14 protein-coding genes and 1 pseudogene are annotated in these 15,184 nt (G+C 39.8%); all 15 read left to right on the forward strand.

Features of this window, described 5'->3' with window-relative positions:
- The first annotated feature begins 88 nt into the window (after positions 1–88).
- The 15 genes and pseudogenes from ACWF5P_RS13795 (at position 89) to ACWF5P_RS13865 (ending at position 15,168) form a co-directional block, all read left to right on the forward strand.
- Positions 89–841 (forward strand): helix-turn-helix transcriptional regulator, encoded by a 753-nt coding sequence (locus ACWF5P_RS13795; protein ID WP_260357622.1) that lies wholly within the window; start codon positions 89–91, stop codon positions 839–841.
- Positions 842–953: 112 nt separating this feature from the next.
- Positions 954–2,201, forward strand: coding sequence for a GTPase family protein (locus ACWF5P_RS13800; protein WP_452444973.1), 1,248 nt, complete (start codon positions 954–956; stop codon positions 2,199–2,201).
- A gap of 116 nt (positions 2,202–2,317) precedes the next feature.
- On the forward strand, positions 2,318–3,460 hold the full coding sequence (locus ACWF5P_RS13805; protein WP_434169663.1) for an acyl-CoA dehydrogenase family protein: 1,143 nt from the start codon (positions 2,318–2,320) through the stop codon (positions 3,458–3,460).
- A gap of 623 nt (positions 3,461–4,083) precedes the next feature.
- Entirely contained in the window at positions 4,084–4,758 is a 675-nt protein-coding gene (locus ACWF5P_RS13810) for a C40 family peptidase (protein ID WP_101222120.1), read from the forward strand.
- A gap of 338 nt (positions 4,759–5,096) precedes the next feature.
- A complete protein-coding gene (locus ACWF5P_RS13815) occupies positions 5,097–5,252 on the forward strand; it encodes a cation transporter (RefSeq protein ID WP_434169664.1) in 156 nt (51 codons plus the stop codon).
- A gap of 212 nt (positions 5,253–5,464) precedes the next feature.
- Positions 5,465–5,797, forward strand: coding sequence for a (2Fe-2S) ferredoxin domain-containing protein (locus ACWF5P_RS13820; RefSeq protein ID WP_260357624.1), 333 nt, complete (start codon positions 5,465–5,467; stop codon positions 5,795–5,797).
- Between the two features lie 162 nt (positions 5,798–5,959).
- Positions 5,960–6,034: pseudogene (locus ACWF5P_RS13825) on the forward strand (Lrp/AsnC family transcriptional regulator); the annotation flags it as partial.
- 286 nt (positions 6,035–6,320) lie between these two features.
- Positions 6,321–7,511, forward strand: coding sequence for an ATP-binding protein (locus ACWF5P_RS13830; protein WP_402942824.1), 1,191 nt, complete (start codon positions 6,321–6,323; stop codon positions 7,509–7,511).
- A gap of 106 nt (positions 7,512–7,617) precedes the next feature.
- Positions 7,618–9,606 (forward strand): acetoacetate--CoA ligase, encoded by a 1,989-nt coding sequence (locus tag ACWF5P_RS13835; protein WP_452444974.1) that lies wholly within the window; start codon positions 7,618–7,620, stop codon positions 9,604–9,606.
- Between the two features lie 213 nt (positions 9,607–9,819).
- On the forward strand, positions 9,820–10,413 hold the full coding sequence (locus ACWF5P_RS13840) for a TetR/AcrR family transcriptional regulator (protein WP_452444975.1): 594 nt from the start codon (positions 9,820–9,822) through the stop codon (positions 10,411–10,413).
- Between the two features lie 110 nt (positions 10,414–10,523).
- Positions 10,524–10,847, forward strand: a complete 324-nt coding sequence (locus ACWF5P_RS13845) for a putative quinol monooxygenase (RefSeq protein WP_452444976.1) — start codon at positions 10,524–10,526, stop codon at positions 10,845–10,847.
- Positions 10,848–10,916: 69 nt separating this feature from the next.
- Entirely contained in the window at positions 10,917–11,459 is a 543-nt protein-coding gene (locus ACWF5P_RS13850; protein WP_452444977.1) for an NADPH-dependent FMN reductase, read from the forward strand.
- A gap of 333 nt (positions 11,460–11,792) precedes the next feature.
- Positions 11,793–12,785 carry a thiamine pyrophosphate-dependent dehydrogenase E1 component subunit alpha gene (locus ACWF5P_RS13855; protein ID WP_452444978.1) on the forward strand — a complete coding sequence of 331 codons (993 nt, stop codon included), beginning with the start codon at positions 11,793–11,795 and terminating at the stop codon, positions 12,783–12,785.
- A gap of 21 nt (positions 12,786–12,806) precedes the next feature.
- The gene (locus ACWF5P_RS13860; RefSeq protein WP_101222150.1) at positions 12,807–13,841 is read left to right on the forward strand and encodes an alpha-ketoacid dehydrogenase subunit beta; all 1,035 of its coding nucleotides are present in this window, start codon (positions 12,807–12,809) and stop codon (positions 13,839–13,841) included.
- A gap of 103 nt (positions 13,842–13,944) precedes the next feature.
- On the forward strand, positions 13,945–15,168 hold the full coding sequence (locus ACWF5P_RS13865; protein WP_452444979.1) for a dihydrolipoamide acetyltransferase family protein: 1,224 nt from the start codon (positions 13,945–13,947) through the stop codon (positions 15,166–15,168).
- The last annotated feature ends 16 nt before the right edge of the window (positions 15,169–15,184 follow it).

Below are 15,184 nucleotides of genomic sequence, written 5' to 3' on the forward strand. Positions count from 1 at the left end.
TATTATGTGGCAGCACAGGATAATAAGGGGAAGGAAGAAATATTTAGATGATATGTTATATAAACAGTAAATAAAGGGGGTTTTGACAGTGAAGAAAGGGGAGAAACTGTCTGCAACGGTTGAAACGGTTGGGTTGAGCCAGCGGGAATTTTTAACGATTTTCTTACTTCACTCTTTGAGGATAAAAGCGAATTATCCAAGGGCGATTCATCAAGACCTGAAAAATACGTTCACTGGCAAAGTACATAGCTATGACTATTTATGTAAAATATCCAATACGCTAGTCGATTCCAATCATTTATCCTTATATACGAATAAGGGAAGAAATTATTATCAAATAACGGAAAAAGGCAAAGAGCTTTACATATGGTACCAAGAAAATTTCCTGGAACGGTTCTCCGAAGTGAAAAAGGTCATCGATCGCTTCATGTTCGATTTAAGGGGATCTGGTGAAAACCCACCGGTTGTTAATGAGCTTCCTGAAGAATACAGGTCGTATTTCTCGAAAATAATATCGGTGAAGGATCTAGTCCGTTATGTAACCTTAAAAGCCGCTTTCACTAAGAAGCCCATTTACATGGGGGAAATTGGCGATCTGCTTAAGAATCAGTTCGGTTGGATCGCTTCTAACGGTTATTTATACGATTTATCTCATGAAATGGAAGAGAACGGGCTTCTTGTCGGCAGGTGGGAAAGTGAAAAACGAACTAAACGCTATTTACGAATCACCGATGAAGGACAGCATCATTACAAACAGATTGCGGATTCTGCAGCATTTCAAGTTCAGGAAATCCAAAAATACATGGCCAGTGTCATTATGTTCTTAAAAGAAAAGAGTTAAATGGATATATGGAGCCCCTTAATTTTGCAAGGAGAATGAAGTTACATGCTTAAATTGAATCGTTCAAGGGTAAATGTTACTTAAAACACTTCTTAACAAGGGGGAATGAGTGATGGTGGAAAAACATGATGAAATGGGAAGCATATTCAGTTTCATTAAAGGCCAGGTAGATAAGCTGCCCATTTCACAATCAAAAAAGAACAAAATGCTCGACCAGCTCTTAAAGCTTAAAACGATGACAGTTGATGCAAGGGAACCGCGAATTGCTCTTGTCGGCAGGCGCGGTTCCGGAAAATCATCACTGATCAATGCGATGTTTGGTCAGGAGCTCCAATATGTCAGTTCCGTTAAATCCGGAACGGGTAAGGGAAAATGGCTATGGTACCCGAGTGATGCCGAGCCCAAGATTCGTTTGCTGGACTCCCGCGGGCTGGGTGAGAGTGAAGCTCCTACGGAAGATTTCGAAGAAGAAACACCATTGGGTGAATTGATAAAAGCGGTAACAGAAGAACAGCCTGATGTGTTTCTTTTCTTGATTAAAGCAAAAGAAACGGATTCACGGATTGAAGAAGATTTACAAGAATTGAATAAGCTGCGCAAGATCGTTAAAGAGAATCACCATTATGATGTACCCGTCATTTGTGTGGTCACCCAAGTGGATGAATTAGATCCGCCTCATTATAAACAAGCACCTTTTGATGCCAATCCTAAGAAAAAACAGAATATTGATGAAGCCATCGCTTTGATGTCAAAAAGATTTAAAGAGAGTGAAATACCACTTTTGAACATCATTCCTACTTGTTCGTATATTGATTTTGATGAAAGTGGAAATATTGAATATGATATGCGTTGGAACATAGATTTGCTGTCTGATTACTTAATTGAGGCCTTACCCAGTGAAGCGAAGCTGAAGACAGCCAAAGCGATGCAGAGCCAATTCGTAAAGAAAAAATTCGCGCGGACGATAGTGGGAACGTTTACGGCAATCGCAGGTTTAATCGGTGCAGAGCCAATACCTTTTGCCGATTTTCCCATTTTGACCGGCATTCAAGGTTTGATGATTGTGGTGATTGGTTTTATCGCGGATAAAGAAATCAATACAAAAACCGCAAGTGAATTCATTGCTGCATTAGGGATCAATGTCGGAATCGGTCTCCTAGTCAGGGAAGGTGTCAGGGCTGCAGTCCGTTTCATCCCAGGAGCCGGCCTAGCCGTTTCGGGTGCGGTAGCGGGCGCAGTCACATATGGAATCGGGCAGGCAGCGATAGCTTACTTTCTCGAAAACAAAAATATTGATCAGGCTAAGGAAGCTTACAAGAACGCGAACAAAGAATATAAAAATGAAGACATCGACTCTTAATGGGCAGATTCGAACCATAAACTACACTAAGGTGATATGATAAAGTGGAGTTAGCAGTTCTGTTTCTGCTGCTGGATGGTCCAGGATTTTTGTTTACTACAGGAGGGGTGATCTTCATGTCGTTTTTTCAATCACAGAAGCAAAAAGAATATATACAAAAATTAGAGGAAGCGATTCAGTCGTTTTCCGGCCGATCTGAGGCACTTGATGATTCAAAGGGATTTCCTTTTGAAAACATTCAGGAGTTAAAGGAATTCGGATATCCCCGATTAACGTTAGCAAAAGAGGATGGAGGGTACGGCGGTTCCTTATATGATTTTCTCCTATGCCAAGAAAAAATAGCTCAATATTGCGGCCCAACAGCCTTAGGAATAGGCTGGCATGTCGGAACCGTCCTCTCCTTAACGGAGAAGAGACCGTGGGAAAAAGAAGTCATGAAAGAGTTGTTTGATGAAGTGTCGAAGGGTGCTCTAATCAATACGGCAGCATCTGAGACTGGAACGGGAAGCCCGACGCGCGGTGGCAGACCGGAAACGATCGCTATCAAAAAGGGTAAACAATGGAATTTGAATGGAAGAAAGACTTTTACTACACTCTCTCCCATCCTTGATATTTTTCTTGTAACGGCATGGGTACCCGAAGATGAGTGTTTAGGCACTTTTTTAGTTCATCGTGATGTAACGGGTGTAAGTATAGAAGAAACTTGGGATATGATCTCCATGCAAGGAACAGGAAGTCATGATATGGTGTTAACTGATGTCAGCCTGCCTGAAAAGTATTATGTCATGAAAAGCAATCCTGGTGAAAAAAGAAAACCTGAAGCGTGGCTATTACATATACCGGCTTGCTACTTGGGAATTGCAGTGGCTGCCAGAAATTACGCAGTCGAATTTGCGAAAACCTATTCTCCCAATAGCTTACCAGGACCAATCAGGGACCTTCCGAATGTTCAACGTACAATTGGGGAGATGGAACTGGAATTGGGCGAAGCACATCATTTCCTCTACTCTGTCGCAGAAAAATGGGTGCGGCAGCCTGAAGATCATGATGAACTATCGAAGCAATTGGGTGCTGTTAAGTTATCGGTCGTCAATAAATCGATTTCCATCGTCGATAAAGCGATGAGAGTCGTCGGAGCCAAAAGTTTACAACGAAACAATCCCCTGCAACGCTATTATAGGGATGTACGCGCAGGTCTCCATAATCCTCCGATGGATGATGCGACTATAACGATGCTCGCAAAATCCGCTCTTTATTAAGTTCATATTCGAATATGGCACTGAAATGACTTCGTCGTTTTCAGTGTTTTTTGCTATTCTTTTTCTAATATTATTTTGTGTTTTCGTTGCAAGTGCAGTTTTTAGGAGGGAGCTAGTACCTATTAGGTGAGTCTTTTTTTGTACACATGTACCACTTCTAGAGTGTGGGGAAAATTAGAACAAAACATTTATAAAGTTAAGGTTGGAAAAGCCAGGTATTCACAAACTTAAGAACAAACATCTGAACGAATTTAATGGATTCTCAATGCAAAATAAAAAGAGTCAGGAAAAATACTATTCACACCGAATCAAAGGGAAGGTGCCCTGCCACCCAAATATTAGTTGAAAGCTAACTCATAGAACCATTTTGGATTCAATTTTTTGATGGATTAAAGTATGGATAATTTTCATAAGATACCCACAATTTTAAGTTCTGTTAGTAATTTAAAATCTACCAAAGAACATATCAATTTCCGGAAGATATTTGGGGTATTATAGATATTTTGTCACTTCTGCTCAAATACTGCATAATTTTGTAATGATAATGTAAATTAAGGAAAATATGTGTGTCACTTAAGGATGATAAAATTATAAAAAAGAGATTTTATCGGGGGAAATAGTAAATGAAAAAAATTATTGCTTCAGTAGTAGTGACGGGATTGTTACTTTCGAATCCTTTGGTAAGTAATGCTGCATTAGGAGACCGTACGTTAAAAAGTGGAATGACTCATACCGAAGTAAAACAATTACAAGGGGTTTTAAAGAATAAAGGGTACTTCACTAATAAAAACACTACTACATATTTTGGCACGGTCACTAAAAGTTCGGTAGTGAAATTTCAAAAAAAGAAGGGCTTGAAAGCTGACGGTATTGTAGGTCCGAATACATATAAGGCTTTGGGGATTACGAAAAAAACTGCTCAAAAGTCAAACGGTAATTCATCTACTAATCTGGTAAGTAACGCTAAAAAGTATTTGGGTGTACCCTATGTATGGGGAGGGAGTACACCAAAAGGTTTTGATTGCAGCGGATTTTTAAAATATGTTTTCGAAAAAAGTACCGATGTGACTTTGCCTAGAACTGTTGCTGAAATGTATAAGAAGGGGAAAAAGGTTTCTTCACCAAAAGTTGGGGATCTTGTTTTTTTTGAAACCTATAAACCTGGCGCCTCTCATGCGGGCATTTATATTGGAGGGAACCAATTCATTCATAGTTCCTCCTCAAAAGGTGTAAGTATTACTTCGATGAATAATAGCTATTGGTCAGAAAGATATTTAGGTGCAAAAACATATAATTGATAGGGTTGACTTTTAACTTTTATAACAATAAGCCCAGTTCTTTTTCAAGTACTGGCTTTTTTTCATTAATCTACAAATAGGTTATTATATCGAGAAGTCCTATGAAGATGATAACCACACTTCTTTCTTTATTATTAAGGAACCTTCTGCCCCAATCCGAAAAGGTTTAACCATGAAACAGATGCTTTAATGTTTTATATGATCTTTAATGAGCATTTTTGGTTTTACATAAATTACTTGAAGTTGGCCCCTTGCCAATACCGAGAAACAAAGCACTCGAAATCGGAGAGAATCCGCCAACCCGTGCAACTAAAATAACTCCTAGTAATAGAAAGTCTCTGAATCGGTGCTTGGCTTTTTTGTCTTGTGGGCATTGCATTAAAGCGATTGAAGGCAGTGTAGAGAAATTGCCTGGAGTTAACACTGTGAAAGAAAACTTGGATTCAGGAACTGTTGAAGTGGAATTTAATCCAGACATGTGCAATAACATTTAATATTGAATCACGATTTCGTTTAGAATAACATATACTTTACCGGGGTATGGTTTATTATAACCCTGGTCGTTAATTGTTTCCTAACATCCTATTGAAATGAAATTTGATAAAACTGGCTGCTACAAAGTGTGGGGAGATTTTAAATTTGATGTAAAGTCAATAGCTATCCATTTGTTAAAGAGGTCAAATAAAAAGGAAAAAGGGGATTTCATATGAACTTAGATGGGGTTAGCAAACATCTATTAATTTGCAACGGGAAAACATGCACGAAAAATGGAGCAGAAGAAGTAACAGAGACCATTAGAGGGGAATTGAAAAACTTAGAACTACAAAAAAAGATTCACACAACAAAAACATTATGCAACGGCCAATGCAAGCATGGGCCGATCACTGTTCTATATCCACAAGGAACCTGGTATAAAGAAATGAATAAAACAAAAAGTAAAGAACTTATTCGTCAATTGAAAGAAAATGAAAATGTTCATTTAGGTTCAGAACTTTATTACCATGATGGGAAAACATACAAGAACCATGAGAGTGAATGAACTGTAACATCTTACTTCTATATCTAAAAGGGTTTCTGTACAAGGAGCTTTTCTGGAAAAAATTGCGATATTCAATGGACTGATCATTTATACCAATCAGCCCATATTTCCATCAATAGCGTTTCTTCTTCCCATTAATACTAATTGAAAATTGGTCTATTAGAAAAAATGGAAGTTTTGGAAAGAGCATTAGCGTCTATGCCAGAAGTATTGGAGTTTCATTGTTTAACAGGTGAGTAGTAGAAAATTCAATATTTTTACCAATCTGAGGGAAAAATACCCGTTCGTAAAAGTACACTTTACGAACGGGTATTTTCCTGGATGGCGGAAGAGGAAACTTTTAATTCCTTCATGTTAATTTCACTAGCTTATTATTCTCTATCTTGTTAAGATTGATATACCTGTCTAAATCTTCGAAAAATATCGAAAGTTCGGTGTGAAAATGAATCTTATGACAAAAGATTTACTGATTAACTTTTTAATTATCCTTTTTCCGATCTTTTTATTGCAAATGAGCTATCTAGTGAAGTACGTATACCGTTTAGATGCATTAAAAGGATCCTTCCTATCGATTTTCCCTATTCTTTCACTTGTTCTATGCATGTTATTTCCCGTTGTTATAGAAAAGGATTTTGTTTGGGATCTTAGATGGATCCCTTTTCTATTAGGCGGTTTATATGGAGGCTACCGGTTAGGAATCATATTGATAGTCATCACTCTTGTTATCCGCTATTTATCAGGGGGGGATAATGGATTTTATATATCATGCATCACTTTTCCACTAATGGGAATTTCCCTGTTTTTTATATCTAAGTACTATCTAAAAATGTCTGTCAGTAAAAAAATCCTTATTGGCATATCATTAATATTCATTGTCCATATTCTTACGCAGTTTATTTCAACAGTCGTATTTGAACTTACTATCGGCATAAGCATATGGAAACAATACTTCACGATCCAAGTCATTGGAATCGTTGTTGTAATCTTACTATGGGAGGTCATCCTCACTAATTTTCAGGTTCTCGAAAAATTAGTGAAAGCGGAAAAATTGCAGATCGTTAGTCATCTGGCTGCAAGCATATCTCATGAAGTCAGAAATCCCCTTACAGTTACCAGGGGATATATTCAAATGTTAAGTGAAGACGTGTCTTCCCATACAAAGGTCAAGTATGCAAATATTGCACTGAAGGAATTGGATCGGGCCACGGATGTCATTAATGATTATTTGACGTTTGCTGCCATAAGCCCTGAAAACACGGAGCGATTAAGGGTATCAGAAGAAATTCAGCATGTCGTGAACAGCATAAAACCCTTGGCTAGCAATAATGGAACTGAATTGAAATTATCCTTATTCGAAGATGGAGCTTATTATATCATGGGGGAAAGGAAGAAATTCCAGCAGTGCTTGTTCAATATCTTAAAGAATGGGATAGAATCGATGGACCATGCTGGCGAAATATACATAGATTTAATTCATGCTGCCTCCACCATCCAAATTAAGATCCAAGATCAGGGAATTGGAATGACACAGGAACAGATATACCGTTTAGGTGAACCTTACTTCACGACAAAGAATAAAGGGACGGGATTAGGAATGATGGTTTCATATAGCGTTATCAAAAGCATGGAAGGAACGGTGCATGTGTCAAGTGTACAAGGGAAAGGGACATGTTTCTCTATTAACCTGCCCATACATAAATACGAGCCTATTTAGTTTAGTGTAAATTGACGGTTTTATACACATAGATTACAATTTAAGTAAACTACCAATATTATGAAATGATTCAATGACGCATTTGATACCTAAGGGAGATGATTGTATGAAATCGCTTACAGATGGACAAATCATTTGGGAACCGACAAAGGAACAAATCGAGCAAACGGTATTGACTCAATATGTGAAATGGTTAAAAGAAAAGAAAGGTTTAACGTTTCATGATTATCATGAATTATGGAAATGGTCGGTAGATGAACTGGAGGAATTTTGGGCTTCAATTTGGGATTATTGTGATGTAAAAGCAGCCAGGAAATATGACAGGGTTTTAGCGGAGCAATCAATGCCAGGTGCGAAATGGTTCGAGGGGGCAAGGCTTAATTATGCTGAAAATGCATTATGGAATGAGCAAGAAGAGAAAACGGCGATTTTTTTCCGTTCCGAACATATCAGGCAGCAGGAAGTCAGCTGGAAAGAGCTGAAAGAAAAAGTAGCTTCTGTCGCCCATTCATTAAGGCAACTTGGTGTGAAAACCGGTGACCGTGTTGTTGCCTATATGCCAAACATACCTGAAGCTGTCATAGCTTTCTTGGCAACAGCAAGCATAGGTGCCATTTGGTCCAGTTGTTCACCTGACTTTGGGGCAAGAAGCGTCATAGATCGTTTCAAACAGATTGAACCGGTTGTATTACTGGCTGTTGATGGATATCAGTACAATGGAAATGTATATGATAAAACATCAGTCGTCTCCCAGCTTAAACAGGAATTGATCACTGTAAAGCATACCGTTCTGGTACCTTACATAGAAAAAAAGATTTTGGAAGTGAATCTGGCAGATACGATTCCTTGGGATGACCTTTTAAAAGAAAAGACAGAATTATCTTTTGAAAATGTTCCGTTCGATCATCCGCTTTGGATTCTCTATTCATCAGGCACAACCGGAATGCCAAAACCAATTGTACAAGGGCATGGCGGTATATTATTGGAGCATTTAAAATCAACAAGAATCCATCAAGGCATGACTTCCGAGGATACTGTATTCTGGTTTACGACGACAGGCTGGATGATGTGGAATCTCCTTATGGGCGGTTTGCTTAATGAAGGGACCATCGTCCTTTATGACGGCAGTCCTTCTTTTCCGAATATGGATGCCCTTTGGGAATTGGCTGAAGATACAGGCATGACTTTCTTTGGAACAAGTGCACCATTCCTTACGAATTCCATGAAGTTAGGAAACAAGCCAATGGGAAAATATGATTTATCGAAATTGAAGGCTCTTTTTTCAACTGGGGCTCCATTGTCTGGCGACGGTTATAAATGGGTGTATGAGAATGTCAAGAAGGATATCTGGCTCAGTTCATCCAGTGGCGGAACCGATGTTTGTGCCGGATTTGTAGGTGGAGTTCCAACATTGCCCGTAAGAATCGGAGAGATACAAGGAAGAGCATTGGGTGTTTGTGCGGAAGCTTTTGATGAGCATGGTCAAACATTGATTAATGAAGTCGGTGAATTGGTAATTACCAAACCGATGCCATCCATGCCGCTATACTTCTGGAATGATCATGACGGGACAAGATACTATGAGAGTTATTTCGATACGTATCCTGGCATATGGAAACATGGTGATTGGATAAAGATTGACGACAAGGGCAGCTGTATCATTTATGGTCGTTCCGACTCGACCATCAACCGTTCTGGTGTTCGGATGGGAACTAGTGATATCTACCGGGTCGTCGAAGCGATCGACGAGGTGATGGAAAGCCTTGTCATTGATAGGGAAGTGCTTGGCCGCGGTTCCTCACTGATGCTGTTCGTTGTCCTTAAACCCGGTAATGGCCTGGATACAGCATTGACGGCAAAAATCAAGGAACAAATCAGAGGGCATGTGTCCCCTCGCTTTATCCCTGACCAAATCCATGTCGTTGAACAAATTCCCAAAACGTTGAACGGAAAGAAAATGGAAGTCCCGATACGTAAAGTGTTATTAGGTTTCGAGTTTGATAAAGTAGTGAATGCAGACTCCATGGGAAATCCAGAATCGCTACAGTTCTTTAAAGAATTAGCGCTCGAGTTGAATGAGAAAAAAATATTCTAGCAATCAGGCGGAGCAAAATGCTCCGTCTATTATTAGTTTTCCTGAATGGGCTTGGTGTTAATTCTCCAATAAGTTTCTATCATTTGGATTGGCCTACCGTCTTAAAAAGAATATGTATTGATGGAAATATTTTCTTGACAATTTTAAAACAGCTGAATAGAATAAAATATATAGTCAGTAAGTACTGACAGTCTATTCAGGGGAAGTGAGAGCATGAGCAGCAGTAATAAGCTAAGTACCGATGATAAGCTGCTGTTGGCGGCAATCGATCTAATCGCAGAGAAGGGATACAATGCTGTTACTACTCAGGAAATTGCTGGTGCCGCAGGTTTGAGTGAAAAAACACTGTTTCGTCGGTTTGGAAGCAAGCTAAATCTTCTAGAAACAGCATTTAATCGATATCATTATGCCGAAGAGATGACAATACTTTTTAATGAAGAGCAAATCGTGTGGGACTTACATTCAGACTTACAACTGATCAGTCGAACATATCATGAAATCATGAATCGTAACCGTAAAATGATTATGATAAGTATCAAGGAGGAAGGCAATTTACCTGGGTTTCGAGAAAAAACACAAAAGCACCCTCGACAGTTACTGAAAATTTTAACAAACTATTTTAACACGATGTATGAGAAAGGAAAGCTTATTCACACTGAACCAGAGCTTCAGGCACTGTCGTTCATGATGATGAATTTTGGAGCCTTTATGAACAACCTGGATGCCGATGAAAACTATCCAACCGTATCCCTGGAGGCATTTATAACTGAGAGTGTGCAAATATTTACTAGGGCTTTAACTCCCTAGTTTTTTATTAAAAATAATGACAGTCAGCACTGACACCCTTTAATGATAAAAGGAGATGCCAATTATTAATGAATTGAAAAAAATATGTTAAATGACAGGAGATTATGAATATGAAATCAAGTAATACAATAGTATGGATTAATGTATTTACAGCTAAACCAGGCAAACTAGATGAATTGGTTGCTATCCAAGCTGAAGAACTACTCAATTTTAAGAAGGGATCACAAGGTGTTCCTGGTTGGATCAGCAGCCGTTGGCATCGTTCTGTAGAAAATAACAAGGCAATTATGGTAACTACCTTTGAGAGTATTGATTTTCATAAAAATTGTTTAGAAAAAAGTGAATTTAAAGAACATTTTAACAAAATAAACCATCTCATTGAAGATACAGAAGGTGGGTACTACACGTTAGTGGAAGAGATAAAAAATATGTAATCAAACAAATTATGAGGTTTTTATTCTTAACCAATTTATTTGCCAGTCATTAACGAGGAGGAGAAAACATTGGGAAAATTAAATATCGGAATTATCTTAGGAAGCACACGTATAGGACGCGTAAGTCCACAAGTAGGAAGTTGGGTAAAAGAAATAGCTGATGAACGAAAAGACGCAAATTATGAAATCGTCGATATCGCAGATTTTAACTTGCCATTTGTTGGAGAAGGCACTGGTAAAGAACCAGGATTATTAGCTTGGTCAGAAAAACTTTCTGGCTTGGATGGTTTTGTGTTTATCGTACAAGAATACAATCACAGTATTACAGGGGCCCTAAAAAACGCACTTGATTCCGCACGTGATGAATGGAACAACAAAGCTGCGGGCATCGTGAGCTATGGTTCAACTGGCGGAGCCCGTGCAGCTGAACATTTGCGTGGCATCTTAGGGGAATTACTAGTTGCGGACGTTCGGGTAAATCCAACATTATCGCTATTTACAGACTTTGAAAACTTCAAGACGTTTAAACCAGCTGATTTACACCTTGGGAATGTAAATGCAATGTTAGATCAAACGATTGCATGGAGCGGTGCACTAAAAAATTTACGGTAAGCTTGATAGTTTAATAGCTAGGTCCTTCCTCTCTAACTATTTAACAAAATTCATGTTAGTAAGTACTGAAACCTAAATAAAAGGTGCATAAAGAGCTTATTCCTTAAGATTAAGCAGGCTGCTTTCCACATTCAAACCATCTTTGAACTTCAGTTATAAGTGAATTCGGATCGTATATTTTAAACAAAACGAGACAAAACGAGACAACAATCTCATTTTGTCTCGTTTTGTTTCTGCTGAAAATAGTTAAAGTCCCAATTTACCGCCTCCTATTTTGGCACGGCAATTGCAATATATTAAATTGACTCATTATTAATGATTGGGGGCTGAAAAATGGAAACGGTTCAATCGAATGAAATAAAGTTATCTCAGGACAAGGCTTATTGGATGTACAAAAAAATGCTGGAAATCAGAAAATTTGAAGACCAGGTTCATGAATCTTTTGCAAAGGGGATATTGCCAGGGTTTGTCCATTTGTATGCTGGGGAAGAAGCGGTAGCTGTCGGAGTATGTGCTCACCTATCCGAAAAAGACAGCATTACAAGCACTCACAGGGGGCATGGTCATTGTATAGCAAAAGAATGTGATCTTAACGGGATGATGGCTGAAATATATGGGAAAGTGACAGGGCTTTGCAAGGGAAAAGGCGGTTCCATGCATATTGCCGATTTGGATAAAGGGATGTTAGGCGCGAACGGGATAGTCGGTGGTGGCTTTCCGCTCGCATGCGGTGCAGCATTAACTGCCAAATATAAAAAGACCGATCATGTTAGTGTTTGTTTTTTTGGTGATGGTGCCAACAATCATGGAACATTCCATGAAGGGATAAATCTGGCGGCAATCTGGAAGCTGCCCGTTATATTCATCGCTGAAAATAATGGGTACGGGGAAGCCACGCCTTTTAACTATGCTTCAAGCTGCAAAACGATAGCCGATCGGGCGATAAGCTACAATATCCCGGGTGTCCGGGTGGATGGGAAAGATGTATTGGCTGTGTATAAGGCTGCTGAAGAAGCCGTTCAGAGAGCTCGCAGGGGAGAAGGCCCATCATTGATCGAATGTGTTACTTATCGTAATTATGGCCACTTCGAGGGAGATGCACAGAAGTATAAAAAAGAACAAGACAAAAAAGAGCATAAACAAGAGAAAGATGCGATTGCCCTATTTAGGAATTACTTGCTGAATCAGAATCTGCTGGCGGAAAAAGAACTGATTTCTCTTGAGAATGCCGTTGAGGAATCTATTAAACAAGCAGTCAAGTTCAGTGAAGATAGCCCGTATCCAGAGGCATCCGATTTATTAAACGATGTTTATGTATTCTATTAAACTATAAAAGGAGGAATTGAGATGAGTAGAAAAATCAGTATGTCACAAGCAATAAATGAAGCAATGGCCATGGCAATGAGAAAAGATGAAAATGTCATCCTTATGGGAGAAGATGTAGCCGGCGGTGCAGAAGTTGATCATTTGCAGGATGACGAAGCATGGGGTGGTGTCTTAGGTGTCACAAAAGGATTGGTTCAAGAGTTTGGCCGGGATAGAATTCTTGATACACCCATTGCGGAAGCAGGATATATGGGAGCGGCAATGGCAGCCGCTTCGACAGGCTTGCGACCGATTGCCGAGTTAATGTTCAACGATTTCATTGGCAGCTGTTTGGATGAAGTATTGAATCAAGGTGCGAAGTTCCGCTATATGTTTGGCGGTAAAGCACAGGTTCCCGTGACGATCCGTACGATGCATGGTGCAGGGTTCAGGGCTGCAGCTCAGCATTCACAAAGTCTCTATGCCTTGTTCACTAGCATTCCAGGATTGAAGGTCGTCGTTCCCTCTTCCCCCTATGACGCAAAAGGGCTCTTACTTTCAGCCATTGAAGATAATGACCCTGTCATCTTTTTTGAAGATAAAACGCTATACAACATGGTAGGAGAGGTTCCGGAAGGCTACTATACAATCCCAATCGGCAAAGCTGAAATTAAAAGGAAAGGCTCGGATTTGACGGTCGTTGCCATCGGTAAACAAGTTCACACCGCGATGGAGGCTGCTGAAAAACTCACAGCGAAAGGCATTGAAGTTGAGATTGTTGACCCGCGGAGCTTGTCACCACTGGATGAAGAATCGATTCTCTCCTCTGTGGCAAAAACAAATCGTTTGATCGTGATCGATGAAGCGAACCCAAGATGCAGCGTCGCAACGGATATTGCAGCACTGGTGGCGGATAAGGGATTTGACACGCTCGATGCGCCAATTAAGAGGATTACGGCACCACATACACCTGTACCTTTTTCTCCACCGCTTGAAGATATTTACCTTCCTACATCAGAAAAAGTGATACAAGTCGTTTCAGAATTATTGGGGGAGCCTTCCATCCTAGGGGTGTAAATAAATCCATATGATGCATGCTCCAGCTTTTATAGAACTGAAAAAGTTGGAGCAACAAAACCAATGATGGACAAACAAACCATTCTGAAGGGAGAAATAAGATATGGCTGTCGAAGTGGTAATGCCGAAATTGGGCATGGCAATGAAAGAAGGTACTGTTTCATTATGGAGTAAGGCTGTTGGGGATGCAGTCGAAAAAGGTGAAGCAATAGCCAGCATCAATTCAGAGAAAATAGAAATGGAAATTGAATCTCCAGCTGAAGGTACGATTTTGAATATAGCTGTTCAAGAAGGACAAGGAGTACCTCCAGGAACCGTTATCTGTCATATTGGAAATCCGAATGAAAAAATAAAGATCGATGAACCTGTTGCTGAAGAAACACAGTCGAAAATTGCTGTACAAGAAAAGCCGAAAACAATAGAGTCACCCATTTTGCCAATGGGAGATCGATTGATGATCACCCCGGTTGCACGAAAAATGGCACAGGCAGCGAATCTTGACATCGAGACGCTACAAGGTACCGGGCCAGGCGGAAGAATCACAAAAGAAGATGTACAGAAAGTAATCGAGAAAAGGGATTTGATGCCGGTAAATACAGAAAAAAGCATAGTTCCCCCACCCCAACCTACTTTAGAGAGACCGCAGCAGATTCCTGTGACCGGAATGAGGAACATCATCGCTAAACGTATGAAGGAGAGCTTGCAAAGCAGTGCCCAATTAACTATAGCGATGAAAGCTGATGTCACTGATCTAGTCATTTTGCAAAAACAGACTGCTGAAACACTGCAAAAACATGAATCAACTAAATTGACTATAACGGACTTTGTTGCGAAGGCAGTCGTGCTTTCACTTAAAGAGCATCCTAAAATGAATAGTGCTTATATTGAAGATAACATCATTTTGTATGAGCATATCCATCTTGGATTAGCGGTGGCCTTGGAGAATGGACTCGTTGTTCCCGTCATAAAAAATGCCGAAAATTATACCTTAAGACAGTTATCGAATAAGGGGAAGGAATTGGCGCGATGTGCACGTGACTCTCAATTGCCTATTGAAGACATGCAAGGGTCCACTTTTACTATCAGTAACCTCGGGGCATATGGAGTTGAGCACTTCACACCTATTCTCAATACACCGGAAACGGGGATACTCGGAATTGGCTCTGCTTACGATACCCCGCTTTATATTGGCGAAGGTTTGGAGAAGAGAACGATCCTGCCACTCAGTTTAACTTTTGATCACCGTGTACTCGACGGGGCACCCGCGGCTGCCTTTTTACAAACACTAAAACGGTATTTAGAAGAGCCGATCACCGTGATTTTATAGAAAAGGAGTGAAACTC

The organism is Peribacillus sp. NPDC055009, assembly GCF_053608705.1.